This is a genomic window from Sinomonas flava (assembly GCF_039531875.1).
GTDB classification, from domain to species: domain Bacteria; phylum Actinomycetota; class Actinomycetes; order Actinomycetales; family Micrococcaceae; genus Sinomonas; species Sinomonas flava.
This window is the reverse complement of the sequence record NZ_BAAAQW010000001.1, coordinates 1-25,227: the sequence shown is the minus strand read 5'-3', so window position 1 is coordinate 25,227 and position 25,227 is coordinate 1. Positions and strand designations below refer to the sequence as shown.

26 protein-coding genes are annotated in these 25,227 nt (G+C 71.3%); 12 read left to right on the top strand and 14 right to left on the bottom strand.

Annotated elements, in window-relative coordinates; translation table 11 throughout:
- Positions 1-57: 57 nt before the first annotated feature.
- Positions 58-843, bottom strand: coding sequence for an IclR family transcriptional regulator (locus tag ABD298_RS00130; RefSeq protein ID WP_344297303.1), 786 nt, complete (start codon positions 841-843; stop codon positions 58-60).
- A gap of 210 nt (positions 844-1,053) precedes the next feature.
- Between ABD298_RS00130 and ABD298_RS00125 the strand changes: the two genes are divergently transcribed.
- Positions 1,054-2,505 (top strand): amino acid permease, encoded by a 1,452-nt coding sequence (locus tag ABD298_RS00125; protein ID WP_344297301.1) that lies wholly within the window; start codon positions 1,054-1,056, stop codon positions 2,503-2,505.
- A 118-nt stretch (positions 2,506-2,623) separates the two neighbouring features.
- On the opposite strand, the gene ABD298_RS00120 is transcribed toward ABD298_RS00125, so the two are convergent.
- Positions 2,624-3,367 carry a 3-hydroxybutyrate dehydrogenase gene (locus ABD298_RS00120; RefSeq protein ID WP_344297300.1) on the bottom strand — a complete coding sequence of 248 codons (744 nt, stop codon included), beginning with the start codon at positions 3,365-3,367 and terminating at the stop codon, positions 2,624-2,626.
- On the bottom strand, positions 3,364-4,740 hold the full coding sequence (locus tag ABD298_RS00115; protein WP_344297298.1) for an MFS transporter: 1,377 nt from the start codon (positions 4,738-4,740) through the stop codon (positions 3,364-3,366). The genes ABD298_RS00120 and ABD298_RS00115 overlap by 4 nt, the downstream gene beginning before the upstream one ends.
- A 190-nt stretch (positions 4,741-4,930) precedes the next feature.
- On the opposite strand from ABD298_RS00115, the gene ABD298_RS00110 reads away from it, so the two are divergent.
- Entirely contained in the window at positions 4,931-5,851 is a 921-nt protein-coding gene (locus ABD298_RS00110; RefSeq protein WP_344297296.1) for a LysR family transcriptional regulator, read from the top strand.
- Here ABD298_RS00110 and ABD298_RS00105 read toward each other — a convergent pair.
- The 6 genes from ABD298_RS00105 to ABD298_RS00080 form a co-directional block, all read right to left on the bottom strand.
- Positions 5,848-6,414, bottom strand: a complete 567-nt coding sequence (locus ABD298_RS00105; protein ID WP_344297294.1) for a hypothetical protein — start codon at positions 6,412-6,414, stop codon at positions 5,848-5,850. The two genes, ABD298_RS00110 and ABD298_RS00105, sit on opposite strands and share 4 nt — an antisense overlap.
- A gap of 111 nt (positions 6,415-6,525) precedes the next feature.
- The gene (locus ABD298_RS00100) at positions 6,526-7,401 is read right to left on the bottom strand and encodes a spermidine synthase (protein WP_344297292.1); all 876 of its coding nucleotides are present in this window, start codon (positions 7,399-7,401) and stop codon (positions 6,526-6,528) included.
- 48 nt (positions 7,402-7,449) lie between these two features.
- Positions 7,450-8,508, bottom strand: a complete 1,059-nt coding sequence (locus ABD298_RS00095; protein WP_344297568.1) for a zinc-dependent alcohol dehydrogenase family protein — start codon at positions 8,506-8,508, stop codon at positions 7,450-7,452.
- Between the two features lie 94 nt (positions 8,509-8,602).
- Positions 8,603-9,136: a GNAT family N-acetyltransferase gene (locus tag ABD298_RS00090; protein WP_344297290.1), complete on the bottom strand. Its 534-nt coding sequence runs from the start codon at positions 9,134-9,136 to the stop codon at positions 8,603-8,605.
- The gene (locus ABD298_RS00085; protein WP_344297288.1) at positions 9,129-9,806 is read right to left on the bottom strand and encodes an O-methyltransferase; all 678 of its coding nucleotides are present in this window, start codon (positions 9,804-9,806) and stop codon (positions 9,129-9,131) included. The genes ABD298_RS00090 and ABD298_RS00085 overlap by 8 nt, the downstream gene beginning before the upstream one ends.
- A gap of 72 nt (positions 9,807-9,878) precedes the next feature.
- On the bottom strand, positions 9,879-10,247 hold the full coding sequence (locus ABD298_RS00080; protein WP_344297286.1) for a thiamine-binding protein: 369 nt from the start codon (positions 10,245-10,247) through the stop codon (positions 9,879-9,881).
- A 123-nt stretch (positions 10,248-10,370) separates the two neighbouring features.
- On the opposite strand from ABD298_RS00080, the gene ABD298_RS00075 reads away from it, so the two are divergent.
- The gene (locus ABD298_RS00075; RefSeq protein ID WP_344297284.1) at positions 10,371-10,997 is read left to right on the top strand and encodes a TetR/AcrR family transcriptional regulator; all 627 of its coding nucleotides are present in this window, start codon (positions 10,371-10,373) and stop codon (positions 10,995-10,997) included.
- Between the two features lie 89 nt (positions 10,998-11,086).
- On the top strand, positions 11,087-11,710 hold the full coding sequence (locus ABD298_RS00070; protein WP_344297282.1) for a DUF5684 domain-containing protein: 624 nt from the start codon (positions 11,087-11,089) through the stop codon (positions 11,708-11,710).
- Between the two features lie 49 nt (positions 11,711-11,759).
- On the opposite strand, the gene ABD298_RS00065 is transcribed toward ABD298_RS00070, so the two are convergent.
- From ABD298_RS00065 to ABD298_RS00055, 3 genes are all read right to left on the bottom strand, one after another.
- The gene (locus tag ABD298_RS00065) at positions 11,760-12,071 is read right to left on the bottom strand and encodes an AzlD domain-containing protein (RefSeq protein ID WP_344297280.1); all 312 of its coding nucleotides are present in this window, start codon (positions 12,069-12,071) and stop codon (positions 11,760-11,762) included.
- Positions 12,068-12,916 carry an AzlC family ABC transporter permease gene (locus ABD298_RS00060; protein WP_344297566.1) on the bottom strand — a complete coding sequence of 283 codons (849 nt, stop codon included), beginning with the start codon at positions 12,914-12,916 and terminating at the stop codon, positions 12,068-12,070. Before ABD298_RS00060 ends, ABD298_RS00065 begins: the two co-directional genes overlap by 4 nt.
- Positions 12,917-12,983: 67 nt before the next feature.
- Positions 12,984-13,862, bottom strand: a complete 879-nt coding sequence (locus ABD298_RS00055) for a glycerophosphodiester phosphodiesterase (protein ID WP_344297278.1) — start codon at positions 13,860-13,862, stop codon at positions 12,984-12,986.
- 154 nt (positions 13,863-14,016) lie between these two features.
- Between ABD298_RS00055 and ABD298_RS00050 the strand changes: the two genes are divergently transcribed.
- The 3 genes from ABD298_RS00050 (at position 14,017) to ABD298_RS00040 (ending at position 17,523) form a co-directional block, all read left to right on the top strand.
- Positions 14,017-15,426 carry an MBL fold metallo-hydrolase gene (locus tag ABD298_RS00050; protein WP_344297276.1) on the top strand — a complete coding sequence of 470 codons (1,410 nt, stop codon included), beginning with the start codon at positions 14,017-14,019 and terminating at the stop codon, positions 15,424-15,426.
- Positions 15,427-15,505: 79 nt separating this feature from the next.
- On the top strand, positions 15,506-16,096 hold the full coding sequence (locus ABD298_RS00045; protein WP_344297274.1) for a rhodanese-like domain-containing protein: 591 nt from the start codon (positions 15,506-15,508) through the stop codon (positions 16,094-16,096).
- Positions 16,097-16,221: 125 nt separating this feature from the next.
- Positions 16,222-17,523, top strand: a complete 1,302-nt coding sequence (locus ABD298_RS00040) for a DUF445 domain-containing protein (protein ID WP_344297272.1) — start codon at positions 16,222-16,224, stop codon at positions 17,521-17,523.
- 22 nt (positions 17,524-17,545) lie between these two features.
- Here the strand turns inward: ABD298_RS00040 and ABD298_RS00035 are convergent, their stop codons facing one another.
- Both ABD298_RS00035 and ABD298_RS00030 read right to left on the bottom strand, forming a co-directional pair.
- Entirely contained in the window at positions 17,546-18,640 is a 1,095-nt protein-coding gene (locus ABD298_RS00035; RefSeq protein ID WP_344297270.1) for a hypothetical protein, read from the bottom strand.
- Between the two features lie 171 nt (positions 18,641-18,811).
- The gene (locus tag ABD298_RS00030; protein WP_344297268.1) at positions 18,812-19,705 is read right to left on the bottom strand and encodes a hypothetical protein; all 894 of its coding nucleotides are present in this window, start codon (positions 19,703-19,705) and stop codon (positions 18,812-18,814) included.
- A gap of 173 nt (positions 19,706-19,878) precedes the next feature.
- Between ABD298_RS00030 and ABD298_RS00025 the strand changes: the two genes are divergently transcribed.
- The 5 genes from ABD298_RS00025 to ABD298_RS00005 form a co-directional block, all read left to right on the top strand.
- Complete coding sequence (locus tag ABD298_RS00025; protein ID WP_344297266.1) at positions 19,879-20,130, top strand: DUF6458 family protein; 252 nt, start codon at positions 19,879-19,881, stop codon at positions 20,128-20,130.
- Positions 20,131-20,353: 223 nt separating this feature from the next.
- Complete coding sequence (locus ABD298_RS00020) at positions 20,354-21,142, top strand: DeoR/GlpR family DNA-binding transcription regulator (protein ID WP_344297264.1); 789 nt, start codon at positions 20,354-20,356, stop codon at positions 21,140-21,142.
- Positions 21,142-22,122: a 1-phosphofructokinase family hexose kinase gene (locus ABD298_RS00015; protein ID WP_344297262.1), complete on the top strand. Its 981-nt coding sequence runs from the start codon at positions 21,142-21,144 to the stop codon at positions 22,120-22,122. The genes ABD298_RS00020 and ABD298_RS00015 overlap by 1 nt, the downstream gene beginning before the upstream one ends.
- Positions 22,123-22,124: 2 nt before the next feature.
- On the top strand, positions 22,125-24,203 hold the full coding sequence (locus ABD298_RS00010) for a PTS fructose transporter subunit IIABC (protein WP_344297260.1): 2,079 nt from the start codon (positions 22,125-22,127) through the stop codon (positions 24,201-24,203).
- Positions 24,204-24,229: 26 nt separating this feature from the next.
- A partial coding sequence (locus ABD298_RS00005; RefSeq protein ID WP_344297258.1) for a PEP-utilizing enzyme occupies positions 24,230-25,227 on the top strand: 998 nt, incomplete at its 3' end.

The window sequence follows — 25,227 nt, the reverse complement described above, 5'->3', positions numbered from 1 at the left end:
GGCATCGACGTGATGCACACCATACCGCCGGGGCAGGGGCGTGCCCAGAGGCTGAAGTCAGCCCCGGCCGTAGATCCTCGCCGCAAGCTCGCCCGCGACCTTGTGGACGCGCTTCGCGAGGTCCTCGCGACGCTCCGTGGGCACCCTCTCGTCCTCGAACGTCACGGCGACTGCTGCCGTCGGCCATCCGGCGTGGTCGGTGACCGCTGCCGCAACGGAGGCGAGGCCCGGAGTGACCTCGCCGGCTTCGGTCGCGTAGCCGCGCTGGCGGACCTGGTCGAGCTCGGACTGCAGCGCCGAGTAGGAGCGGATCTGCTCGCCCTCCTCGGTGCGGGACGTGAACGCCGCTGCGTTCGGATACAGCGCGCGGACCTGCGACTTCGGCAGCGCCGCGAGGATCGCCCTGCCGCTCGCGGTGAGGTGGCTCGGCAGACGCACGCCGACGTCGGTCACGAGCGAGGGCCTGCTCTTCGCCCGCTCCTCGACGATGTAGAGCACGTCGCGGCCGTGCAGAACCGCGAGGTGCGCGCTCTCCCCGATCGCGTCCACGAGCGCGGCGAGCACCGGCCGTCCGAGGCGGGAGAGCGGCTCCTGGCGCGAGTACGCGCTCGAGAGCTCGAACGCGCCGATCCCCAGCCCGTACCGCTGCTCCTCCGCCAGGTGCAGCACGAACCCGTTCTCCTCCATGACGGCGAGCAGGTGGTACACCGTGGAGCGCGGCAGTCCTAGCTGGGTCGCGATCGCCGAGGCAGGCTGCGGGCCCCGACGCGACGCGAGCAGGCGGAGGATGCGCAGCGTGCTCTCGGCAGCGGGAACCTTGGACTTCTGGGCTGGCTCGGGCATGGGGCCTCGGTCTCCTCTGTCTGTCATACCGAACTCCAGTGTGCGCGAGCAGGACGACGGTGCGCACTCGCCGTCGTACGCGGGGCGTCCGGGATGCCAGACAGTCGCACTGTCTGTGATCCGAGACGGCAAGCGCAGGTGACGGCACTCACACGGCCCCCGGACCCGGAACAGTGGAAGGGATCCTTCCCAGAGTCGTGAGGAACCCCTATGCAGACACAGAACCCCGCCGCGCTCAGCCGCGGCCTCAACGTCCGGCACATCCGGTTCATGGCCTTGGGGTCGGCCATCGGGACGGGCCTCTTCTACGGTTCGGCCTCCGCGATCCGGGCCGCCGGGCCCGCCGTGCTCATCGCCTACATGGTGGCCGGCGCGGCCGTCTTCATGGTCATGCGTTCGCTCGGCGAGATGGCCGTGCGGCACCCCGTGTCCGGCTCGTTCGGCCAGTACGCCGGCCGCTACCTCGGCCCGTTCGCCGGGTTCGCGACCGGATGGACCTACGTCTTCGAGATGGCCATCGTGGCACTCGCCGACGTCACCGCCTTCGGGATCTACATGGGGTTCTGGTTCCCGGATGTGGACCGGTGGGTGTGGATCGCCGCCGTCATCCTCTTCCTCACCGCCGTGAACCTGCTCAGCGTCAAGGTGTTCGGCGAGCTCGAGTTCTGGTTCTCGCTCGTGAAGGTGGTGGCGATCATCGCGATGATCGCCGGGGGCGCGGCGCTCATCGTGTTCGGGTTCTCGTCCGGGGACGGGCAGGCCGGCGCGCACCAACTGGTGGAGCACGGCGGGCTGGTCCCCAACGGCTTCGGCGGTCTGCTCGCGGCGTTCTCCGTGGTGGTGTTCGCGTTCGGCGGCGTCGAGACGATCGGCGTCACGGCCGGTGAGGCCGCGGACCCGAAGAGGGCCATCCCGGGCGCGGTGAACACCGTGCCGGTGCGCATCCTGCTCTTCTACGTGCTCACCCTCGGCGTGCTCATGAGCCTCTTCCCGTGGAACCAGGTCGGGGCCCAGGGCAGCCCGTTCGTGCAGATCTTCGACGGGCTGGGCATCCCAGGCGCCGCGCATGTGCTCAATGCGGTCGTCATCACCGCGGCGCTGTCCGCGATCAACTCGGACATCTTCGGTGCCGGACGCATCCTGTTCGGGCTTGCGCAGCAGGGCCACGCGCCCGCCGCCTTCGGCCGGGTGTCGCGGCGGGGCGTGCCGTGGATGACCGTGGTGGTCATGACCGGCGTGCTGGGCCTCGGCGTGGTGCTCAACGCCGTCATCCCTGAGGACGTGTTCACGGTGATCGCCTCGATCGCCACCTTCGCCACCGTCTTCGTGTGGGGCATGATCCTGGCCAGCCACGTGGCCATGAAGCGCGAGATCCGACGGTACGCGCTCGCCCCGTCCGAGTTCCCCTCACCCCTGTGGCCGGCGGCCTCGGTGGCGGCGATCGGCTTCCTCGCGCTCGTCGTGGTGCTGCTGGGCTGCTTCGAGGAGACCCGGGTGGCGCTCGTGGTGGGTGCGGCGTGGATCGGCCTGCTCGGCGCGGCCTACGCGCTGTGGGTGCGCGGTGACGGCCGGAACAGGCCCGCGCTGCGGGATGAGACGGCCCAGATGCCCGTGGTGGGTCCCCGGGGGACAGTGTCGGTTCAGGACAGCGTGCGGGCCTAGGCCTCCCTTCCCGCCCACCGTGCAGATCGACACAACTCAGCGCCGTTCCGGCCCCTCAAAGGGCCGGAACGGCGCTGAGTGATGCAGTTATGCACGCTCTCTTGCGGTGCGCGGCGGTCTACCGGGCCGACCAGCCGCCGTCCATCGTGTAGGAGGCGCCGGTGACCATGCCCGCGTCGTCCGAGGCGAGCCACGCGACGAGCGAGGCGACCTCGGCTGGCTCCACGAGCCGCTTGATTGCCATCTCGGTGAGCATGACCTTCTCGAGGACCTCGGACTCGGGGATGCCGTGCGTCGCCGCCTGGTCCTTGATCTGCTTCTCCACGAGCGCCGTGCGGACGTAGCCGGGGTTGACGCAGTTCGAGGTGACGCCGTGCTCCGCTCCTTCGAGGGCCGTGACCTTGGAGAGGCCCTCGAGCGCATGCTTCGCCGTGACGTACGCGCTCTTGAACGCCGAGGCGCGGATCCCGTGGACGGAGCTCAGGTTGATGACCCGGCCCCAGCCGCGCTCGTACATGTGCGGGAGGGCGGCACGGATCAGGAGGAACGGAGCCTCGACCATGAGCCGCTGGATGCGACGGAACGCCTCGGGGTCGTACTCATGGATCGGGGCGACCTTCTGGATTCCGGCGTTGTTGACGAGGATGTCGCAGTCGAGCGTCAGGTCCTCGAGCGCCGCCGTGTCGAGCAGGTCCACCGCCCAGGCGGTGCCGCCGATGTCCGCGGCGAGCTTGTCGGCCGCGTCGCCGTCCAGGTCCGCGACCACCACGTGCGCGCCCTTGTCCGCGAGGCCATGGGCGACGGCGGCACCGATTCCGGCGGCTCCGCCCGTCACGAGCGCCTTGCGGCCTGCGATGCTCATGCGCGCGCCTCCGCCTCTGGCGTCCCGCTCTGGACCCGGGCCGCGTCGGCGGCGTCGAGGGCGTGGAGCGAGGCACCCTTCGTCTCGCGCATCGCGAGCACGGCGACGACGGTGACCACGCCGGCGATGGCCAGGTAGACCGCGGTGGGCCACCAGGAGCCGGTGGCCTTGAGCCACTCGGTGGCGAAGACCGGGGCGAGCGAGCCCGCGACGATCGAGGTGACCTGGTAGGAGATCGAGACGCCCGAGTAGCGCATGCGGGTCGGGAACATCTCAGACATGATCGCGGGCTGGCCCGAGTACATGAGGCCGTGGAAGAAGAGGCCCACGATGATGGTCAGGAGGATGACTACGACGTTCTGGGTGCCGAAGGCGGGGAAGGCCCAGAAGCCCCACGTGCCGCCGAGGATCGCGCCGGCGAGGTAGACGGGCTTGCGGCCCACCCTGTCGGCCATGCGGCCGATGACCGGGATGACTGCGAAGTGGCAGATGTGGGCGATCGCGATCACGCCGAGGATCGAGCCCGTGTTCATCTTCAGGCCCGTGCCGAGGTAGACGATCGAGAACGTGACCACGAGGTAGTACATGATGTTCTCCGCGAAACGGAGGCCCATGCCCACGAGGACGCCGCGGGGGTAGCGCTTGAGGACCTCGAGCACGCCGTAGCCGGCGGCCTTCTCCGTCTCCAGCTCGGCCTTGGCCTGCTGGAAGATCGGCGCCTCGTCGATCTTGGTGCGGATGTAGTAGCCCACGATCACGACGACGGCGGAGAGCCAGAACGCCACGCGCCAGCCCCACGCGAGGAAGGCGTCCCCGGAGAGGGTGGTGGTCATGAGCCAGAGGACCACGGTCGCCAGGACGTTCCCGAGCGGCACAGCGGCCTGCGGCCAGGAGGCCCAGAAGGCGCGTTCCCTGTCCGGGGCGTGCTCGGCGACGAGCAGCACGGCACCGCCCCATTCGCCGCCGAGGGCGAGGCCCTGGATGAAGCGGAGCAGCACGAGCAGGATCGGGGCCCAGACGCCGATCTGGTCGTAGGTCGGGAGGCAGCCCATGAGGACCGTCGCGACGCCGATCAGCATGATGGTGATCTGGAGCGTCTGCTTGCGGCCGAGCCGGTCGCCGATCTGGCCGAAGACGATTCCGCCGAGAGGACGGGCAACGAACCCGACGGCGTAGGTGAGGAACGCGGCAATGATCGCGTCGTACTCGTTGCCCATCTTGGGCAGGAGGATCTTGTTGAACACGATCGTGGAGGCGGTCGCGTAGAGGAAGAAGTCGTACCACTCGACGACCGTGCCGGCCATCGAGGCGGAGACGATCTTCTTGAGCAAGGACCGGTCGGTGCTGCCGGAGGAGCGTTGATCAACGCTCATAGGTTCCCTCCTGGGTGTCGTCGCTGACACGGCTCACAAATGGTGCCGTGCGGGCGTCTTCTCGGTATGACGCCCATCACGTGTTCCCTTGAGTATTTACTGGGCGGTATTGCGCACTCAATGGCCAAATGGGCACGCTTGCTCTGCAGAAGTGCAGATCAGCGGCCGCGCACCGGGCTACTGTGGGCGCATGGCGACGCCGGCCCCCTCCCCAGATCTGCTCCTCGTCCTGCTCGAGGTCTCCCGTTCCGGGAAGTTCACGACGGCGGGCGAGGGCCTGGGCCTCAACCACACCACTGTGGCACGCAAGATCGCGGCGCTGGAGAAGTCTCTCGGCGGCCGGGTCCTCGTGCGCTCGGCAGGGGGCTGGGAGCTGACACCGCTCGGCGAACAGGCCGTGGGCGTTGCCGAGCAGGTCGCAGCGGCGGTGTCGAGGCTGGGCGAGGGCGCGGAGGACCCGGTTGCCGGGGTGGTGCGGATGACGGCGACGGACGGCTTCAGCGCATACATCGCCTCGCCCGCGGTGGCAGGTCTGCGGGCCGAGCACCCGGGCCTGACGGTGGAACTCGTGACCGTGACCCGGCGCGCGATGCAACAGCGGTCGGGGGTCGACATCGAGGTGGTGGTGGGGGAACCACAGGTCCACCGCGCACAGGCCGTGCGCCTGGGGGACTACACGCTCGGGATGTACGCCTCGCGGGACTATCTGGCCCGGCACGGGACGCCCGGGACTCCAGAGGAGATGGCGCGCCACGGGCTCGTCTACTTCGTGGACTCGATGCTTCAGGTCGACGACCTCGACGCGCCGCGCCGGCTGGCCCCCGAGATGCGGGACGGGCTCACCTCCACGAACGTGTTCGTGCATGTGGAGGCGACGCGGGCGGGGGCCGGCGTGGGATTCCTCCCCTGCTTCATGGCGGACCGCCACGAGGACCTCGTGCGGCTGCTGCCGGACTACTTCCGGGAGCAGCTGCCCTATTGGATGGTCCTGCGCGCAGACTCGCTGCGGCAGCCATCCGTGGCGGCCGTCGCGGACGCCCTCAAGCGGCAGTCCGAGCTGTCGCGGTCAATGCTGCTGGGGACTGGCGAGGAGCGGGGCGAGGATTCCTAGGCCGCGGCTGCCGGGGCGGTGGTGACGCGGAGCTCGAGCGATCCCTCGGCTGTCCGCACGAGGGAGATCCGCCGGCCGGCGACGTCGACGGCCCTGCCTGCCAGCAGCTCGGGATAGAGCGCATGGCGCTCAGAGGACGGGAGCGCGCCGATGCCCGGGACTCCCCGCTCGACGAGTTCCCGCGTGAAGGCGATGCTCTCGAGCGCCAGCACCCGCCGACGCTCGAGCCTGCCGGAGACTCGGGCCAGCAGCTCCGGCGCGGCCAGGAGGAAGAGCGCAGTGACTCCGGCGACCACAAGGTCGATCCGCTGCGCGAAGACGAGGTAGCCGAGGGCCAGCCCCATGGCAACAACCGCGGCGCGTCCGAGGAGGTTCAGCCCCCGGGCCCGGGCTCGGTGGACGCGTGCCCGGGCGAGGCGAGCCTGATCAGCGGCGAACTCCGCTTCGTGCTCAAGGCCGAGAGGCACAGAGCGGATGAGCCGCGTGCCGTCCGGGAGCAGGACCCCCTTCACGCCGTATGCCGTCGCCTCTGCGAGGCCTTGCGCCGCATGTGCAATCGTCATCGATCCCCATCACTGTCACCGCGCACCCTGATGCTTGACGGCAGGCGCCACTGCCTGCCAACGGGTGGGAAGCTTCCAGCTTACGCCCTGTCGCGGAGGAGCCAGCCTTCGTTACGCGCGATTGCGCCCGCCCGGCTCCCCGGACGCGGTCTCCGGCTCGGCAGGATCCCGCCGGGCGCGGGTGGGGCCGATCCACGCCCTGACCTGCGCGTCGTCCCAGAAGTGGGCTGGCATGGCACCGCCGAGCAGACGGCGGCGAAGCACGGCCGAGCCTTCGACCGGATCCGCGCTTCCGGCAATGATGATGTTCCCGTAGCGGCGTCCCTTGAGCATCGCGGGGTCGGCGACGATCGCGACGTGGGGGAACACCTCGGCGATGGCGGCGGCCTCGATCCGGGCGGTCACTTGGTCCGGCGCGCTGCCGATGTTCGCGAGGTAGATCCCGCCGGCGTCGAGGAGCCTTGCCGAGGCCTGCGTGAACTCGACCGTCGTGAGCGGGTGCGGGGTGTACGGGCCTGCGAACACGTCACGGATCACGACGTCCCGCGTCCCGGGCGTGAGGGACTCCGTGACCTCACGCGCCTCCCCCACACGGATGCGCAGGAGAGGCGCCCTAGGCAGGTCGAACCACTGGCGCACGTACTCGGCGAGCTGCGCGTCGAGTTCCACGACGACCTGCCGGGCGTCGGGGTACCGGGCGGCGACGTACCTCGGCATCGAGCAGCCCCCGCCGCCCTGGTGGAGGACGCGGAGCCGGGACCGACCGCCGGGGTCGAAGCGGTCCTCGACAAGCGCCACGATCCACCGCATGTACTCGAAGTCGAGCCGCAGCGGGTCCCCGAGAACGACGTGGGAGCTCTGGACTCCGTTGATCTTCAGGAGCCACCCGTCCGAGGAATCGCCGTCGGGGACGAGCTCGGCGCTGCCGGTGCTGATGGGATAGAGGCCCGCGACCGGACCTCCGCTCCTCTCCCTGTCCCGGGCCATCAGGCCCCGGCCCTCACAGCATGCATGCCTCCAACGCTACCCCCGGGATCAGGCCTCCTGAGCGCCGATGATGACCTTGAGGGCCTTCTCCCCGGCGGCATTGGCGAACGTCTCGTACGCGTCGAGGATGTTCTCGAAGGTGAAGCGGTGGGTGACGAACTTCGCGGGATCGATCTCTCCCCCCTTGATCTTCTCCAGGAGGTCGGGCGCGGTCGTGGCATTCACGAGGCCGGTGGTGATGGTGATGTTGTTGATCCAGTCGCGGTCGATCGGGAACGTCACCGGCTTGCCGTGGACACCGACGTTGGCGACGCGTCCGCCCGGTCGGATCGAGTCGACGGCCAGCTCGAAGGTCTCGGGAATGCCCACGGCCTCGATGGCGACGTCGACACCGAGGCCGTCGCGGCTGAGCTTCTTGAGCTCCGCGGCCGGGTCTCCCCCGCCGGCCTTCAGCGTGTCCGTGGCCCCGAACGCGAGGGCCTGCTCGAGCCGGTACTCGTTCCCGTCCACGGCGATGACCTTCGTCGCCCCCAGTGGACCGGCTGTCATGATCGCCGCGAGCCCGACCGGCCCGGCCCCGATGACGGCCACCTCGTCGCCCTCCTTGACCCCGCCGTAGAGGACCCCGATCTCGTACCCGGTGGGGAGGATGTCGCTGAGCATGGCCCCCTGCTCGGCAGTGACGCCCTCGGGCAGGGGAATGAGTCCGTTGTCTGCGAAGGGCACGCGCACGTACTCGGCCTGGGTGCCGTCGATGAGGTGGCCGAAGATCCAGCCGATCCCGCCCAGAGTCCGGCAGTGGGAGGTCAGCCCGGACAGGCAGAAGTCGCAGGCCATGCACTTGCTGATGCACGAGATAATCACGCGGTCGCCGACCTTGACCTTCGTGCACTCCGGCCCGACCTGAGTCACGACGCCCACGCCCTCATGGCCCAGGATGCGGCCGTCGGTGACCGCGGGGACGTCGCCTTTGAGGATGTGGAGGTCCGTTCCGCAGATCGTGGTGGTCTCCACCTTCACGATCGCATCGGTGGGATCCTGGATGACCGGATCAGGGACGTCCTCCCACGCCTTCTGGCCCGGGCCGTGGTAGACAAGCGCCTTCATCATGAACCTCTCGTCAGGGGGGATCTCCAGCACCAGCCAACCCAAGCGGAGCGACGGCGGATAGGGGCCTTGGGCCCCCGTCGCTCCGTGCCCCTCATCGGGGCGGCGGAGGCTCGCGGACCATCCTGATCTCCGACACGAAGCGGCCGCGGAACTCCGCCAGCTGGCGTGCCCCGTCCGGGACGAAGCCGAGCTTCGCGTAGAACGCCCGCGCCCGCGGGTTGTCCTCGAAGACCCAGAGGAGGGCGGGCTGCTCCCCGAGCACCCGCTCGACCACCGCATGGGCCGCCCCGGTTCCGTACATCTCGGCCAGGACGTAGGCGGTGTAGAGCTGGAGAGGGGCCGGGCAGTCCTCGTCGAGGGCGGGGCCCGCACCGGCGAAGCCGACCACGCGCCCACCGCGGTGCACGAGCGCGAACCGCCGCGCGCCGTCGGGCGTCAGGTACCCCCGCCACCTCTCGGTGCGTTCGGGGCCGCCGTCCATGGGTCCGGCGAGGTACTCGGCCGGCAGGAGATGCGCGTAGGCCTCGCGCCAGGCCTGGTCCTTCACGGCGAGGACCGCCTCCGCGTCCGCCGGAGTGGCGTCGGCGATCTCGAACGCCTTGGCTGCCTCCTCAGAGTCAGCCATCGTCCTGGGCGCGGACGACTCCGAGCGCGAAGCCGTCCCAGCCCTTGGACCCCGCTGTCTGGACGACCGTCGCGTCGAACAGGGACCCACCCAGTAACTCGAGGGCGGAGACGATCGAGGGGGCATTGGCCTCGTCCTGCGCCGGGTCGAGGAGCGTCCCCTCCCAGACGGCGTTGTCCAGCACGACGACGGTCCCCGGACGCCCCAGGCGCACCGCCCACTCGAGGTAGGCGACATTGTTCTGCTTGTCGGCGTCGATGAACACGAGGTCGTACGGGCCGCTGAGCGAAGGAAGCGTGTCGAGGGCGGCCCCCACGTGCACGGTGACACGGTCGGCGAGCCCGGCCGCGGCGAGGTTCTCGCGGGCGACGCCTGCGTGCTCGGGGAGGTACTCCAGTGTGTCGAGGTGACCGCCCTCTGGGAGAGCCTGGCCCATCCAGATGCTGCTGAAACCTGCGAGCGTTCCAATCTCGAGCACGCGCCGTGCCCCCGAGATCCGCACGAGCAGTGCCAGGAGCTTCCCGGAGGTCGGCTGGACCTCGATCGGGGGCATCCCGCGCTCGACGGCGGTGCGGAGCGCCCGCTCGTGCTCGGGGCCGGGCTTGACCACGGTGTCGGTCAGCCAGCGTTCAACGTCGATCCATTCGGGCTTGGCCACGTGCTCCACCATCCGGCCAGTCTGGCACCCCGGCCGGGTCTGCGACAGGCCCTCCGCCACTGCCCTCCGCCACAGGCCCCCGGGTCAGCCCGCGTGCTCCAGGCCCTGCTGGGCGATCGCCTTCTCGAGCCGCTCGACCTTGCCTTCGATCTCCCCCGTACGCCCGGGCCGGATGTCCGCCTTGAGCACGAGCGAGACCCGGGACCCGTACCGGCCCACGGCCTCCGTGGCCCGCTTGACCACGTCCATGACCTCGTCCCAGTCGCCTTCGATCTCCGTGAACATCGAGCTCGTGCGGTTGGGCAGACCCGATTCGCGGACCACCCTGACGGCGGCGGCCACGGCTTCGTGCACTGAATCGGACGGCACGGACGACGGCGCGTCCCCGCCGGCGGCGGCGCGCACGGCGTCGGGGGCGGGACCGGAGGGGGCGACGGAGAAGGCGACGATCATGCGCCCCAGTCTGCCACCGCCGTCGTGTGCCCCGGGCAGGAGGAGGCGCACCGGCAGGAGACGGCTCTCGAGAGCGGGCCGTCACATAGGCGACACCAGCACTCTCGTAAGTACCCTTGAGGAATGCAGCAGGAACGGGCGTGGCGCAAGCCGATGCGTGCGGACGCGGCGCGCAACATCGAGAAGATCATCAGCGCAGCGCTCGACTGCTTCCGCGACGAGGGGCCGCATGTGTCCCTCAAGACCGTGGCCGACCGCGCGGGCGTGGGCCCCGCGACCCTCTTCCGCAACTTTGCGGACAAGGAGGAACTCGTCCTCGCGGCCATCGAGCGGCAGCTCAAGGTGAAGGTCGATCCCGTCACCGAGCTCGCGCTCGAGAACCCGGACGCGGCCGCGGGGCTGGTCGACGTGCTGGGCGCCGTCATGCAGGTCGCCAACGAGGAGCACCACCTGCTCTCGGCCGTCGCCGGCCGGCGCGCGCTCCTCGTGGGGCTCGCGGGGAAGCTCATCGAGTCCATGGGCGTGCTGCTGCAGCGCGGCCAGCAGCAGGGCACGCTCCGCGAGGAGCTCCGCCTCATCGACATGGTCCGCCTCGTCGCAATGCTGATCGGCGCGGGCGACACCGTGGAGCCGGGCTCCTTCGCGTGGCAGCGGTACGTGGCCCTCGTCGAGGATGCGATCCGGACCCACCGGGAGAACCGTCCCCTGCCCCCGCTCGAGCCGATCCCCGACGTCGACCTCCCTCTCTGAGCGCCGCCCGTGTGACGCCCTGATTAATTCTGGGAAAAGGGAAGTCCTGCCCATGGGCGCGCGGATCAAACCCAGCTAGGGTCGCTGCCATGACGACTCTCACCGTCGCCGCGTCGACGACCTATGGGAACTCCGCCGCCGCCACGGGCTTTGCCATCGTGTTCGGCCTCATCTCCGCCGTGATCGGCCTCGCGGTCGCCGGCCTGCTGCTCATGGGCATCTTCACCAAGGCCGGACGGCCAGCGTGGGAAGCCTATGTGCCCTTCTACAACCAGTACGTCCTGATCACCCAGATCGTCGGCCGCCCGACCTGGTGGTTCTGGGTGATCGTCGCCTGCTCGGTGATCCCCTTCCTGAACGCAGTCGGTTGGATCGTCTCGCTGGTGATGTGGATCTTCGTCATGAACGACCTCTCCAAGTCGTTCGGCAAGGACAACGCCTGGACCGTGGGCCTCGTGCTGCTGCCGATCGTGTTCCTGCCGCTGCTCGGCTACGGCCAGTACCAGTACTTCGGCAAGGGCGCCCTCATGCGGGCTCCGGCCGGCTATGCGCCGCAGGGCGCCTATGGCCAGCAGCCGTACGCCCAGCAGCCCGAGCAGTACGGCCAGCAGCCGTATGGGCAGCAGCCCTACGGCCAGCAGCCGCCACAGGCAGGCCCCTACGGCCAACAGCCCCAGGAGGGCTACGGCCAGCAGCCGCCGCCCAAGCAGTAAGGGACGCCAGCCGCCGGCGACACATGTCCCGCCGTCCGGCGCGGGCTGCCTACCCCCAGCCGAGCATCCGCAGGAGCGCCGCTGCGGCAGCCCCTGCGATCACCACGACGAGGAACGGGGCCCGCAGGGCGAGCGCGAGGGCAGCTGCCACGAGCGCCCCCAGCCGGGCGTCGAGCACGAGTGCCTGCCCTGCCGCCACCGCGTTGACCGCCGTCAGTGAGGCGAGCAGCCCGATCGTCACGGTGCCCGCGATCCGCAGCATCCGCTCGTTCTCCATCCACCGCCGCGGCAGCAGGTAGCCGAGCAGCTTCAGCGCGTACGCCGCGGCGCACGCCACGAGGATCCACCCCCAGAGGCTCACGCTCGGCCTCCGTCCGCATCCGGCTCGCCCCCGCCGCCGGGATCCGACGCACGACGCCGCCCCTCGCCGTCCGCCGGCGCCTCACCCTCGCGGCCCGCCGAGCCGCGGCGGGAGAGGGACTGGCCCTCGTACGGGTCGATGTCCGGGCCGAGTCCCTCGACACCGAGGCCGGCGGCCTGCCGCGCCTGGGCCCGGGCGTGGCTGACCCAGCCGAGCACGGCCGCGACCACGGCCGCGACGAGGATCGGAACGCCGGAGGGGATCAACGGTACGGCGAGGACTGTGGCCAGGGCGCAGACCACGGCGATGGCGATCGGCTCGCGGCCCTTGAGCCGCGGCCAGAGCAGCCCGAGAAACGCGGCCACGGCGGCGCCGTCGAGGCCCAACTGCTTCGGGTCGCCGAGGGCGTTGCCCGCGAACGCGCCGACGGCCGTGAAGACGTTCCACAGCACGAACACGCCCAGGCCGGCGACCCAGAACCCCCGGCGCTGCTCGACCTGCGAGTCCTGACCGACGGCGGTGGCTGTCGATTCGTCGATCGTGAACTGCGGCGCCACGAAGCGCCGCCACCCCCTAGGGGAGAACATGGCGTTGAGCTGCATCCCGTACACGGCGTTGCGGATGCCCAGGAGCGTCGCCGCGGCCGCGGCCGCAGTCCCCGAGCCGCCGCCCGCCACGACGCCGATGAACGCGAACTGGGAGCCCCCGGTGAACATGAGCAGGCTCAGCGCCATCGTCTGGAGCACGTCGAGCCCCGAGGCGACGCCGAGGGCGCCGAAGGAGATGCCGTAGAGACCGGTGGCGACGGAGATCGAGGCACCAACCCGCGCGGCCGGCGAGCGCAGCAGCGACGGCGGGGCGCCGCCGTCGTGTGCGGGCTGGGGCGAGGCAGGCGCGTCCGGATGGTCCGCGTCAGCCAACAGCCGCCGCCTTCACCTGGGTGAGGACCTCAGCGGGCCTGTTGGTGGTGATCTGCTGGATGCCCACGTCGAGGCAGTGCTGGACGTCCTCGGGCGAGTCGACGGTCCAGACACGGAAGGTGAGCCCCGCCTTGAGCCAGGCGCGGACGCGGTTCGGGTTCTCGCGCACGTAGGAGATCCCGGGGCCGGCGACGCCGACGCGGCCGGTGTCGAGGATCTCCTCGGCATCGCGCTGGGCCGCTTTGAGGACATTGGCGACGGCGCCGCCCGTGAAGGCGCCGAGAGCCGTGGACTCCCGCAGCTCGTCGACTGTCACGTCGTCGACGAGCATGCACACATGCCGGGCGGGGACGCGCTCGAGGAGGTACTCGATCGCCTCGGGGTCGAAGCTCATGAAGCTCACCGCCACGTTTCCCACCACCGAGGACTCGGGCTCCCACCCGCGGGCGGCGAGGAGGTCGAGGACGCGGTCCTCGAGCCGGAACCGGTAGGGGGTGGGGTGCTTGAACTCGATGGCGAGGCCCACTGGCCGTGCCGCGGCAGCGAGGAGGTCCAGGAGCTCGGGCAGGGTCAGGAGCTGCTGGCTTGCGGCGCCGAACTCGTCCGGGATGCGGACGCCCTTCCACGAGGAGAAGTCCAGCTCCCGCAGCTGGGCGAGCGTCCTCTCGGCCACCGGCCCCGTGCCGGTCGAGGTGCGGTCGAGATTGGCGTCGTGGAGCAGGACGACGTGCTGGTCCCTCGTGAGGTGGACGTCGCACTCGACCCCGTCCGCTCCCTCGGCAAGAGCCTGGAGGTAGGCGGCGCGGGTGTGCTCGGCGAACCGGGCGCTCGCGCCGCGATGGGCGTAGACGAGGGGACGAGGGCTGGTCATGGCGCCTAGGGTAGCCGACCCACGCGTCGCCGGAGTGCGGGACGGGGGCGCAGCGCACCCCGCTCCGACGGAGTTTGCGCGATACCCCCAGAGGTATTATTGTTGAGGACAGGAGATACCCCTAGGGGTATAAAGGATCCGGAAGGAGAAAGCCATGCTGCTCGAGCGCATCTACGACGAGGACCTCGCCCAGGCCGGCTACATGATCGGCTGCCAGGCGAAAGGGGAGGCCATCGTGGTCGACGCCCGCCGCGACATCGCCCCCTACCTTGAGCTCGCCGCGGCGAACGGGATGAAGATCGTCGCCGTGACCGAGACCCACATCCACGCCGACTACCTCTCCGGCACGCGTGAGCTCGCCGCCGCGACGGGCGCCACGATGTACGTCTCCGGCGAGGGCGGCGATGACTGGCAGTACGGCTTCGAGGCCGAGCGCCTCCAGGACGGCAGCCAGATCGCCCTCGGAAATATCACCATCAAGGCGCTGCACACGCCCGGCCACACCCCGGAGCACCTCTCGTTCCTCGTCACCGACGGCGCGTTCGCCGACCAGGCCGGCTACCTGCTCTCCGGCGACTTCGTGTTCGCCGGCGACCTCGGCCGCCCGGACCTGCTCGACGAGGCCGCCGGCGGCGTCAACACCCGGTTCGAGGGCGCACGCCTGCTCTTCAAGAGCCTGCAGGAGAAGTTCCTCACGCTCCCCGACCACGTCCAGGTGCACCCGGGCCACGGCTCCGGCAGCGCCTGCGGCAAGGCCCTCGGCTCGATCCCATCCACCACGGTGGGCTACGAGCGCCTCTTCTCGTGGTGGGCTCCGTACCTCGCGGCCAATGACGAGGAGGGCTTCGTGAACGAGCTCCTCGACGGCCAGCCGGACGCGCACGCCTACTTCGGCCGCATGAAGCGCCAGAACCGCCAGGGCCCGGCCGTCATGGGCGAGCGCGGCGAACTGCCCCAGCTCGACAACGCGGGCATCGCAGAGGACCTCGCCGCGGACCGCATCACGTTCGTTGACACGCGTCACAACGCCGAGGTCCACGAGGGCACAGTCGCGGGGTCGCTCAACATCCCGGCCGGCGGAAAGATGGCCACCTACGGCGCCTGGGCCTACAACCCCGAGGCCGACTCCCGCCCGCTGGTGCTCCTCGCCCCGGACCAGGCCTCCGCCCGCGAGATGCAGGACCACCTCGTGCGCGTCGGGATCGACGACGTCGCTGGCTTCACCCCGACGCTCGACGGCCTGCCCATGGAGACCCCGAAGGTCCTGGACCCGAAGGAGCTCGAGGGCTTCGACGCCGCACTCCTGCTGGATGTGCGCAACAAGGGCGAGTTCGCCGCTGGGAACATCCCCGGCTCCGTCCAGCTGAGCGCCAGCCGCGTCCTGTGGCACACCGATCAGCTGCCCTCGGACGGCGTGATCGTGAGCTACTGCCAGTCCGGCGTCCGCAACTCGGTGGCCGCGAGCGCCCTGCGCCGCGCCGGGTACGACGTGGTGGAGCTCGACGGCTCCTACGCCGGCTGGAAGGCCTGGAAGGACTCCCAGGAGACCGTCTCGGCCGGCTGACCCAGCCCGCCTCAGCCCACCCCCTGACCCGTGGGGCGCGCCTCCCCCGGCGCGCCCCACACCCCTGCGAAAGGAAGACATGACCGACGGCACTCAGACCGCCACCACCCTGAGCCCCCAGACGCTGCGCGCGTGGATCGACACGCACGAGGACCTCATCGTGATCGACGTCCGATCGGCGGCCGAGTTCGAGACGCAGCACATCCGCGGCTCGTACAACGTCCCGCTCCCCCTGCTCTCCGAGCACACCGAGGACCTCGCCGAGCGCCTCGGCAAGCGGGTCGTGCTGGTGTGCCAGTCCGGCGTGCGCGCCGAGCAGGCGCGGCAGAGGCTCGACGGCGCGGGCATGGGTTCGGCCCTCATCCTCGAGGGCGGCGTGCCGGCCTTCGCCGCGGCTGGCGGCGACGTGGTCCGCGGTGCCCAGCGGTGGGCGCTCGAACGGCAGGTCCGCATGGCCGCAGGCGGGCTCGTGGTGGCCGGCCTCGTGGCGGGGAAGTTCGTCTCCCCCAAGCTGCGCGCGCTCTCCGGCGCCATCGGTGCCGGCCTCGCGTTCTCCGCGGCCACGAATACCTGCGCCATGGGCAATGCCCTCGCCAGGATGCCGTGGAACAAGACGGCCTCTGAGCCGAGCGCGGCTGACGCGATCGGCCAGATCCCCGCGCAGAACTAGCTGCGCGCCGGAAACGGCCCCTGACCCCGGATGCCCTGTCGGTCCCCCCTCCGGCAGGGCATCCGGCTTCCCCGGGCCGTGGCAGGGACAGCCGGCTGTCGGCAGGACGCCGGTAGGGTTGCCCTATGGTGACGCTCAACCGGCTCATGGGCACGTCCTCGGCGACAGGGCCCGGGCTCAGCCCCGGCGACGCCGAGAAGGCCGCGGCCCTGAAGCGCATGAAGGCCTTCGCGCTGTCTCTCCTGCTGGTGATGGCCGTCATCTTCGCAGTGTCCTTCGCCCTCCAGGAGCGGTTCCCGTGGCTCCAGTACGTCCGCGCGGCCGCCGAGGGCGGCATGGTCGGTGCCCTCGCGGACTGGTTCGCGGTGACGGCCCTGTTCCGCCACCCGATGGGGCTGCCCATCCCCCACACGGCGATCATCCCGACCCGGAAGGACGCGATCGGCGCGTCCCTGAGCGCCTTCGTGCGGGACAACTTCCTCTCCTCGGCCGTGGTCAGGACCAAGCTCGAGACGGTCGATGTCGCCCGGAAGGCCGGCACCTGGCTGGCGAGCCCCGCCGGGGCCGAGCGGGTCGCGAAGGAGGGCGCCGCCGTCGTGCACGGCCTCTTCACCGTGCTCAACGACGACGACGTGCAGGCCGTCATCGAGGGGATGGTGCGGCGGCACCTGCTCGCCCCGCCCTGGGGGCCGCCGGTCGGGCGGCTCGCGGAGCGCGTCTTCGAGGCGGGGCACCACCACCAGCTCGTGGACATGCTCGTGGACCGCGCCGCGGACTGGGTGGCCGGGAACTACGACGCCGTCACGCGGGTCGTGTCCGACCGCTCGCCGTCCTGGGTGCCGAGTTTCGCGAATGACCTCGTGGGGGACAAGGTCTACATCGAGATCTCCAAGTTCGTGGCCGCGGTGCAGTCCGACCCCGACCACCAGGTGCGCCGCTCCATCGACGCCTACCTCAAGGAGCTCGCCAAGGACCTCCAGCACGATCCGAAGATGATCGCCCGGGCGGAGGGCATCAAGGCCCAGGTCCTCGGAGACCCGCAGGTGCGCGACCTCGCCGGCCGCACGTGGGCCACGATCAAGAAGGCCCTCCTCGAGGCGGTCGCAAACCCCCACAGCGAGCTCCACCACCGGTTCACCACGGCGGTCCGGGACTTCGGCGCCCGGCTGGTCGAAGACGAGGAGCTCGCCGGCAAGGTCAACGCGTGGGTGGCCGACGCGGCGTCGTACGTCGTCGCCACGTACCGCAGCGACATCGCCGGCGTCATCGAGGACACGGTGGCGCGCTGGGATGCCGAGGAGACGTCCCAGAAGATCGAGCTGCAGGTCGGCAAGGACCTCCAGTTCATCCGGATCAACGGCACCGTGGTCGGCGCCCTGGCGGGGCTGCTCATCTTCGCCGTCGCGCACGCCGTCTTCGGCGGCTGACGCCAGGACGCCGGGCCAACTGCTAGGCGCAGGCGTCCTTCGCCGCCGCGGCGTACTGGCCGGCGCGGAGGAACTCGACCACGACGAGCGGGTCGTGGGCCGCAAGCGCGTCCTGCGCGGCGGCCCAGACGGCGGGCGTCGCGGCTGTCAGTAGCGCGTACACCGACTGGCGGTCGTTGGCTGCCTGAGCCTCGAGCATCCCGGTGCGGAGGAACTCCATGAGCGCCTCACGGGTGCCGTCAGCGAGGGCACGCTCGGCGGCGCGGAGCACAGCGCCCCGGGCCGTCGCAGCCACGCCCTCGACGGCGGCCGCGTACTGCCCCCGGCGCAGGAACTCGGCGACCACCGCCGGATCTCCCGAGTCGAGTGGGGCCTGCGCGGCCTGCGCGACCGCCGGCACGCCGAGGGCGATGGTCTGATAGGCCGCGATGCGGTCCTGAAGGGTCTTCGTCTGCAGGAGGCCATCGGTGAGGAAGCCGACGAGGACGGCGTCGCGCGAGACCTCCTCCGGTGCGGCGGCAGCGTCCGCGAGCGCCCGCTGCGCGGCGGCGGCGACGTGGGTCGGCCCGTTGCCCGCCCACCACTCCACTGCTGCCGCGGCCTCGAGTCCGGCCGGCGCCTGGAGGTCCCATGCCGGAACGACATCGAGCCGCATCGCAGGGATCCCGGAGCCGTATTCCGGGGGCGGCGCCGCGACGAACGGCGGCGTCGTGCACCGCGGAGGCTCGGGTGCCGGGGCGGCCGGCGCCGAGGGCGCTGGGGCAGCCGGCGCCGGATCCTGCGCGAGGGGAACCACGACGAGCCCCGCAGAGGCCCGCCCTGGCCCCGCCGGATGGATCGGCTGGATCCGCCGCCACGGCGTCGGCACGGCAGGGATCTCGGCCACGGGAAGCTCTGCTGCTGGCTCGGCGGCCTGCTCGGTGCTCCGCTCCGTCGCGGGCGCCGCCGGGGCGTCGGCCGCGGCAACAGCGTGCGACGGCGGCTGGCCGGCCTCCGGGGCTGCCCGCTCCGACGTCTGCGGCCGGCTCTCGGCGCTCTCCGTGCCGGCCGGATCCGCGGACGGCATGCAGCCGGCGGCTCCGAGCACGAGGCCCAGCACCACCGTCGATGCCGCCACGCTCACCGAAAGCGACGCACGCTGGCGACGCGACAGGCTAATCCCCACAGTTTCCCCCCAGACCTCATGACCCCCCGGTCACGGCACGAATGGAGGCAACGTATCAGGTGGCGCGCACGGCCGCACGCTGCGGCCACCGGCGGCGTCGTCCGGGAGCGGGGAGAGCCCAGCTCAGGCTTCTCCGCGGCCTTCTCCGCGCAAGCGGGCCCGGCGCTCCTCGATCTCCCGCTCCACGGCCTGCTCGGGGGTTTCGGCGGGCTCGAGGGGCTCGGACGAGAGCAGAGCGCCCCGGAACGCATCAACCTCATTCGGTTTCACGTGGAACTCACCGGGGAGGACATCGGGCGCCGGGCCGAACGCTTCCCGCGCCGCTTTCACGACGGCGCGGCCCATGACGAGGTTGCCCGCGCCGCCGACCACCGCGCCGACCCCGAACGGCAGGGCGCGCCCGAGCATGGCACTGCCCTGCTTCTTGACCATCCACTTCAGGAAGCGCTTCTGCACCGTGCTCTGGATGGCCTTCAGCGCTGACGAGGGGACGGAGCGGTTGAGCGCGGTTCCCCACGCGCGGGTGGTGCTCCCGCCCCGGCCCAGGGCCTGGCCGCTGAAGGCGGACAGGAGCGCGGCCCCCTCCTCCCCCAGCATGAGGGCCATGACCGTGGTGCGGGCGCGCTCAGGGTCTTCGAGGTGCACCCCGTGCAGCTCTGCGACCGACGCCGCATAGAAGGCGGTCGCCTCGAGGAAGCCGATCGTCGCGGCAGCCGACAGCCCCAGGGACGCGACGGTGCCCACGCCCGGGACGGCCGCGGTACCGCCGACCGCCGCGCCGCCGCCGGCAACCGCCCGGAGATAATCCCGCTCGAGGCGGGCGCTCAGCTGGGCAGGGCTGTCCTTCGGATGCTGCCGCCGCATGCGGCGCAGATTGGCGAGGACCAGCGGGCGCTGCACGTCCACAGCCCTCAGCAGCGCGCGGTGGACGGCGGGCTTCGCCTGGCCCTGGGAGTCGAACATGGCCTGATGGGCTGTGTCCTGCGCGATGCGCAGGGCGACGTTCTTCTTCGCCATCTCCTCAGCGTATCCCCGCGCCGCGCCCAACGCCCGCGCGGCTTCGCCATCGGCTTACCCCCTGACCAGAGCTGTTTCACCCGGGCCGCGGCGGGGAAGTACATCTGCAAGCCCGCGGTCCAGCGGGCGCAAAGCGCTGCCCCCAGCACCCGCAGCGACGGAAGGAGCTCATTATGGGCATCGGTGCATCCATCTTCCTCATCGCGATCGGCGCGATCCTTGCGTTCGCCATCACCCCAGGCTTGATCCCCTATGTTGACCAGACGCTCATCGGCTACATCCTCATCGGCGTCGGCGTCCTCGGACTCGTCATCTCCCTCGTCATGATGAACTCCGGCCCTCGCCGCCGAGTGCGCGAGTCGCGCCGCATGGTTGACCCTGAGACGGGCGACACCATCACGCACCACGACACGCGCGAGGTCTAGGAGACCGGCGGGCCCCCGCCCGCCGCATTCGACCTCGACCCCCTCAGATCGGCCCGGTGGAGACATTCTCCACCGGGCCGATCTGCGTTTGCGTGGGAACTGTTGACAACCCCACATAAACACAGATACAGTCAATCAATCCCACATGAATGTGATGGGAGCCACAGACTGAAGGGCGCCGCCGGAAGCGGCCGACGGACGACAAGGGCGTCGAGGAGAAGCAATGTTCGCGGAGGAACGGCAGCGGCTGGTGGCCGAGCGCGTGGCCGAGATCGGGCGCGTGAGCGTCACGGAACTCGCAGAGCGCTTCTCGGTCACCACCGAGACTGTCCGCCGGGATCTTGCCACCCTCGAAACCGCCGGAGTCCTCCGCCGTGTGCACGGGGGCGCCGTGCCCGCGGAGCGTGCGAGCACCGCGGAGCCCAGCCTCCTCGAGCGGCAGGTGCAGAACCTCCTCGAGAAGCGTGCGATGGCGGAGGCGGCGGCCGCCCTCGTCGTCTCGTCCCGCGCCGGCAGCGTGCTCCTGGACGCCGGGAGCTCCACCGAGGCGCTCGCCGAGCGGCTCATGGGGTCCCGGCCGGACGGCAAGGAGCTCGTCGTCGTCACCAACGCCCTCCCCATCGCGGACAAGCTCGCGACGGACGCGTCGCTCTCGGTCCAGCTCCTCGGCGGCCGGATCCGCCCGCTCACCCGGGCGGCGGTGGGGCCAGCCACGGTCGACGCCGTCGAGCGCCTCCGCCCCGACCTCGTCTTCATGGGCGCGAACGGGATCCACGCGACGTTCGGGCTCAGCACCCCGGACGTCGAGGAGGCGTCCGTCAAGGCCGCCTTCGTCCGCTGCGCACGGCGCGTCGTCGTGCTGGCTGACCACAGCAAGTTCGGCGTGGAGACGCTCGTGCAGTTCGCGCGCCTCGACCAGCTGGACGTCATCGTGACCGACCGCGCCCCCCGGGGCGAGATGGCCGACGCGCTCGCGGAGGCCGGAGTGGAAGTAGTGGAGGCAGGCATCTGATGATCGTGACCCTGACCGCGAACCCGAGCCTCGACCGCACGGTCGAGCTCGGCGGACCCCTCGAGCGGGGTGAGGTGCAGCGCGCGGTGTCGGTCCGGCAGGAGTCGGGCGGCAAGGGCGTGAACGTCTCCCGCGCCCTCAAGGCCTCCGGCCTCGACACCCTCGCCGTCCTCCCCGGCGACCCGGCCGACCCCGTCCTCACTGGCCTCGAGGCGATTGGCGTTCCGTTCGCCGCGCTCAAGATCGGCGCGCCCCTGCGCTCGAACGTTGCCCTGACCGAGCCGGACGGCGTCACCACGAAGGTCAACGAGCCGGGCCCGGAGCTCTCGGAGGAGCTCCAGGAGCAGCTCCTGGAGCTCCTCGTCGAGCGGGCCCGCGGCGCCTCGTGGGTCGTGCTCGCCGGCTCGGTGCCCCCGGGGGTGCCGGCTGACTTCTACGCCACGGCGGCGGAGCGGATCCGCACCGACCCGTCGTTCGACGGCGCGGCCCCCAAGGTCGCGGTCGACTCCTCGGGGGCTCCCCTCGCGGCGTCACTGAAGGGGAAGCCGGAGCTGCTCAAGCCCAACGCGGACGAGCTCTCCGAGCTCGCCGCGATGGTGGGGATGCACGACGCCGGCACCCCCGCCGAGCTGGAAGCCTCGCCGGAGCGCGCGGCGAAGGCAGCGCGTGCCCTCGTGGAGGCCGGCGTCGGCGCCGTGCTCGCCACGCTGGGATCGAAGGGGGCCGTCCTCGTGACGGCAGAGGGCGCCTGGCACGCGACCCACTCCCCCATCCGTGCCGTCAGCACCGTGGGTGCCGGCGACTCGTCGTTGGCCGGGTACCTCCTGGCCGACCTGTCCGGGGCGGACGCCGAGGGCCGCCTCCGTCAGGCGGTGGCCCACGGGGCCGCCGCCGCGTCCCTGCCGGGGTCAACCGTCCCGGCAGTGAACCAGACCAATCCCTCTGCCGTGACCGTCACGGCCCTTGTCACGAAGGACTGACCATGACCGAACTCCTCAGCCCCGAGCTCGTCGTGCTCGACGCGTCGCTGGGTTCGTCGCCCGCCGACGTCATCCGGCACCTGGCCGGCCTGGTGGCCGACGCCGGCCGCGCCACGGAGGTGGAGGGACTCTTCGCCGACGCGTACGCGCGCGAGCAGAAGACCGCCACCGGTGTCCCCGGCGGGATCGCCATCCCGCACTGCCGTTCAACCGCCGTCACGGTGCCGTCCCTCGCGATGGCCCGCCTGTCCCAGCCGGTGGACTTCGGCGCCAAGGACGGCCCGGCAGACATCGTCTTCTTCATCGCCGCCCCCGAGGGCGCCGACCAGCAGCACCTCAAGCTCCTGGCCAAGCTGGCCCGCAGCCTCATCAAGAAGGACTTCACCGCATCGCTCCGCGCGGCCGGGAGCCAGCACGAAGTCGTCTCCCTCGTCAACGATGCCCTCGGCCTCTCTGCCCCTGCACCGGCCACCGCAGGTGCCGTGGCAGCAGGTGGCGCCTCGGCAGGCGCCGCATCGTCCGCAGGCGCCGTCTCGGCGGGCGCCGCGTCCTCCACAGGCGGGGGCTCAGCGCGCCGCATCGTCGCCGTCACCGCCTGCCCGACCGGCATCGCGCACACGTACATGGCGGCCGACTCACTCGTCGCGGCGGGCAAGGACAAGGGCGTCGACGTGCAGGTCGAGACCCAGGGCTCCGCGGGGGCGACGCCGCTCGCGCAGTCTGTCATCGACGCCGCCGACGCGGTGGTCTTCGCAGTGGACGTGGACGTCCGCGACAAGGAGCGCTTCGCCGGGAAGCCGTACGTGCAGTCGCCGGTCAAGCGCGGCATCGACGAGCCCGGCGTCATGATCGACGAGGCCCTGTCCGTGGCGGCCGACCCCAACGGGCGGCGCGTTGTCGCGGCGGCGGGCGCGTCGTCGTCGGCCTCCGGCTCTGACCGCGCCGAGTCGTTCGGCGGCAAGCTCAAGCGCTCGCTCCTCACGGGCGTGAGCTACATGATCCCCTTCGTCGCCGGCGGCGGCCTGCTCATCGCACTGGGCTTCCTCCTCGGCGGCTTCGACATCACGAAGTACGCGGACACGATCGTGGTCCAGAACAACCTGTTCAGCCTCCCGACCGAGTTCGGCCCGCAGGCTTGGGGACCGCTCGGCGCGTACATCGGCGCGGTGCTGTTCAAGATCGGCGCTCTGTCGATGGGCTTCCTCGTCCCGGCGCTCGCCGGCTACATCGCCTACGCGCTCGCCGACCGCCCGGGCATCGCCCCCGGCTTCGTCGCAGGCGCTGTCGCAGGGTTCATGGGCGCAGGATTCCTCGGCGGCATCGTGGGCGGCCTCCTGGCCGGCTACGTCGCGCACTGGCTCGCGTCGCTCCCGGCACCCCGCTGGCTGCGCGGACTCATGCCGGTGGCGATCATCCCGCTCGTCGCCTCGATCATCGCGTCCGGCCTGCTGTTCGTGGTCCTCGGCGGCCCGATCGCCTTCATCACCAAGGCCCTCAACGACTGGCTGACCGGGATGAGCGGCGCGACCGCCGTCATCCTCGGAATCATCCTCGGCCTCATGATGTGCTTCGACCTGGGCGGCCCGGTGAACAAGGTGGCCTACGCCTTCGCGGTCGCCGGCCTGAGCGCCGGCAGCGCCGCCAACGCAGCCCCGTACCAGATCATGGCGGCCGTCATGGCCGCGGGCATGGTCCCGCCGCTGGCGATGGCCCTGGCCACCGTGCTCGACCACAAGAACTTCAACGCCACCGAGCACGAGAACGGCAAGGCGGCATGGCTTCTGGGCGCGTCGTTCATCTCTGAGGGCGCGATCCCGTTCGCCGCGGCCGACCCGCTGCGGGTCATCCCGGCCTCGATGCTCGGCGGCGCCCTGACGGGCGCGCTGTCGATGGCCTTCGGCGCCGGTTCCAAGGCTCCCCACGGCGGCATCTTCGTCTTCTTCGCGATCGACAACTTCATCATGTGGGTCGTCTCGATCGCCGCGGGCGTCGTGGTGACGGCTCTGGCCACCATCGCCCTCAAGCGCTACGTTGGCAAGAAGGCGCCCGAGACCGCCGAAGCCGTCCCCGTCGCCGCCTGAGGCGACAGAGAGTCCGAGGTCGAATCATGGAGCAGTTTCACGGTGTCGGTGTGACTCCGGGGCGGGTTGTGGGGCCGGTGCTGCAGATGCCGGCGCCGGTGGCCGAGCCGGTGCCGGGGCCGGTCCCGGGGCAGGACGCGGTGGTGGAGGCGGAGCGGATCCGGTCCGCGTCCAAGGCCGTCCAGGCGGCGCTGAAGGACCGTGCCGCGGCCGCTGCGGGGGAGGCGCGGGGCGTGCTGGAGGCGACCGCGCTGATGGCCGCGGACCCGATGCTGGTCAAGGGCGCCGTGAAGCTGCTGGACCCCTCAGCCGAGGGGGGTGCCCGCTCGGCCGAGCGGGCGGTGTGGGAGTCCGGGGCCGCGGTCGCGGCGAAGCTGGAGTCCCTGGGCGGATACATGGCCGAGCGCGCCGCGGACGTCCTGGACGTGCGCGCCCGGATCGTGGCCGAGCTGCGCGGCCTGCCCGCCCCGGGCATCCCGGCCTCCCCGACCCCGTTCGTGCTCGCCGCCCACGACCTGGCCCCGGCCGACACCGCGACCCTGGACCCGGCCCGGGTCCTGGCCCTGGTCACCTCCGGCGGCGGCCCGCAGTCCCACACCGCGATCCTGGCCCGGGCCCTGGGCCTGCCCGCCGTGGTCGCCGCCCCCGGCGTGGACACCATCCCGGACGGCACACCCGTGTACGTCGACGGCGCCGCCGGGACCGTGGCCACCGGCCCCGGCCCCGAGCAGGAGGCCGCGGCCGCGGCGTGGGCCGCCCAGGCCGCCGCCCTGGCCGGGGGCTTCACCGGGGCCAACCGGCTCGCCGACGGGCACCCCGTGCCCCTGCTGGCCAACGTCGCCACCGGCAAGGACGCCGCCGCCGCCGCGGCCGCCGGCGCCGAGGGCGTGGGCCTGCTGCGCACCGAGTTCTGCTTCCTGGACCGCCCCACCGAGCCCACCCACGACGAGCAGGTCACCGCCTACTCCGCCGTGTTCGCCGAGTTCGCCGGGAAGAAGGTCGTCATCCGCACCCTCGACGCCGG

Bases quoted from the DNA above. Each gene is read 5' to 3' on its own strand.
- ABD298_RS00130 (WP_344297303.1), bottom strand. From the start codon at position 843: ATGCCCGAGCCAGCCCAGAAGTCCAAGGTTCCCGCTGCCGAGAGCACG.
- ABD298_RS00125 (WP_344297301.1), top strand. From the start codon at position 1,054: ATGCAGACACAGAACCCCGCCGCGCTCAGCCGCGGCCTCAACGTCCGG.
- ABD298_RS00120 (WP_344297300.1), bottom strand. From the start codon at position 3,367: ATGAGCATCGCAGGCCGCAAGGCGCTCGTGACGGGCGGAGCCGCCGGA.
- ABD298_RS00115 (WP_344297298.1), bottom strand. From the start codon at position 4,740: ATGAGCGTTGATCAACGCTCCTCCGGCAGCACCGACCGGTCCTTGCTC.
- ABD298_RS00110 (WP_344297296.1), top strand. From the start codon at position 4,931: ATGGCGACGCCGGCCCCCTCCCCAGATCTGCTCCTCGTCCTGCTCGAG.
- ABD298_RS00105 (WP_344297294.1), bottom strand. From the start codon at position 6,414: ATGACGATTGCACATGCGGCGCAAGGCCTCGCAGAGGCGACGGCATAC.
- ABD298_RS00100 (WP_344297292.1), bottom strand. From the start codon at position 7,401: ATGGCCCGGGACAGGGAGAGGAGCGGAGGTCCGGTCGCGGGCCTCTAT.
- ABD298_RS00095 (WP_344297568.1), bottom strand. From the start codon at position 8,508: ATGAAGGCGCTTGTCTACCACGGCCCGGGCCAGAAGGCGTGGGAGGAC.
- ABD298_RS00090 (WP_344297290.1), bottom strand. From the start codon at position 9,136: ATGGCTGACTCTGAGGAGGCAGCCAAGGCGTTCGAGATCGCCGACGCC.
- ABD298_RS00085 (WP_344297288.1), bottom strand. From the start codon at position 9,806: ATGGTGGAGCACGTGGCCAAGCCCGAATGGATCGACGTTGAACGCTGG.
- ABD298_RS00080 (WP_344297286.1), bottom strand. From the start codon at position 10,247: ATGATCGTCGCCTTCTCCGTCGCCCCCTCCGGTCCCGCCCCCGACGCC.
- ABD298_RS00075 (WP_344297284.1), top strand. From the start codon at position 10,371: ATGCAGCAGGAACGGGCGTGGCGCAAGCCGATGCGTGCGGACGCGGCG.
- ABD298_RS00070 (WP_344297282.1), top strand. From the start codon at position 11,087: ATGACGACTCTCACCGTCGCCGCGTCGACGACCTATGGGAACTCCGCC.
- ABD298_RS00055 (WP_344297278.1), bottom strand. From the start codon at position 13,862: ATGACCAGCCCTCGTCCCCTCGTCTACGCCCATCGCGGCGCGAGCGCC.
- ABD298_RS00050 (WP_344297276.1), top strand. From the start codon at position 14,017: ATGCTGCTCGAGCGCATCTACGACGAGGACCTCGCCCAGGCCGGCTAC.
- ABD298_RS00045 (WP_344297274.1), top strand. From the start codon at position 15,506: ATGACCGACGGCACTCAGACCGCCACCACCCTGAGCCCCCAGACGCTG.
- ABD298_RS00040 (WP_344297272.1), top strand. From the start codon at position 16,222: ATGGTGACGCTCAACCGGCTCATGGGCACGTCCTCGGCGACAGGGCCC.
- ABD298_RS00030 (WP_344297268.1), bottom strand. From the start codon at position 19,705: ATGGCGAAGAAGAACGTCGCCCTGCGCATCGCGCAGGACACAGCCCAT.
- ABD298_RS00025 (WP_344297266.1), top strand. From the start codon at position 19,879: ATGGGCATCGGTGCATCCATCTTCCTCATCGCGATCGGCGCGATCCTT.
- ABD298_RS00020 (WP_344297264.1), top strand. From the start codon at position 20,354: ATGTTCGCGGAGGAACGGCAGCGGCTGGTGGCCGAGCGCGTGGCCGAG.
- ABD298_RS00015 (WP_344297262.1), top strand. From the start codon at position 21,142: ATGATCGTGACCCTGACCGCGAACCCGAGCCTCGACCGCACGGTCGAG.
- ABD298_RS00010 (WP_344297260.1), top strand. From the start codon at position 22,125: ATGACCGAACTCCTCAGCCCCGAGCTCGTCGTGCTCGACGCGTCGCTG.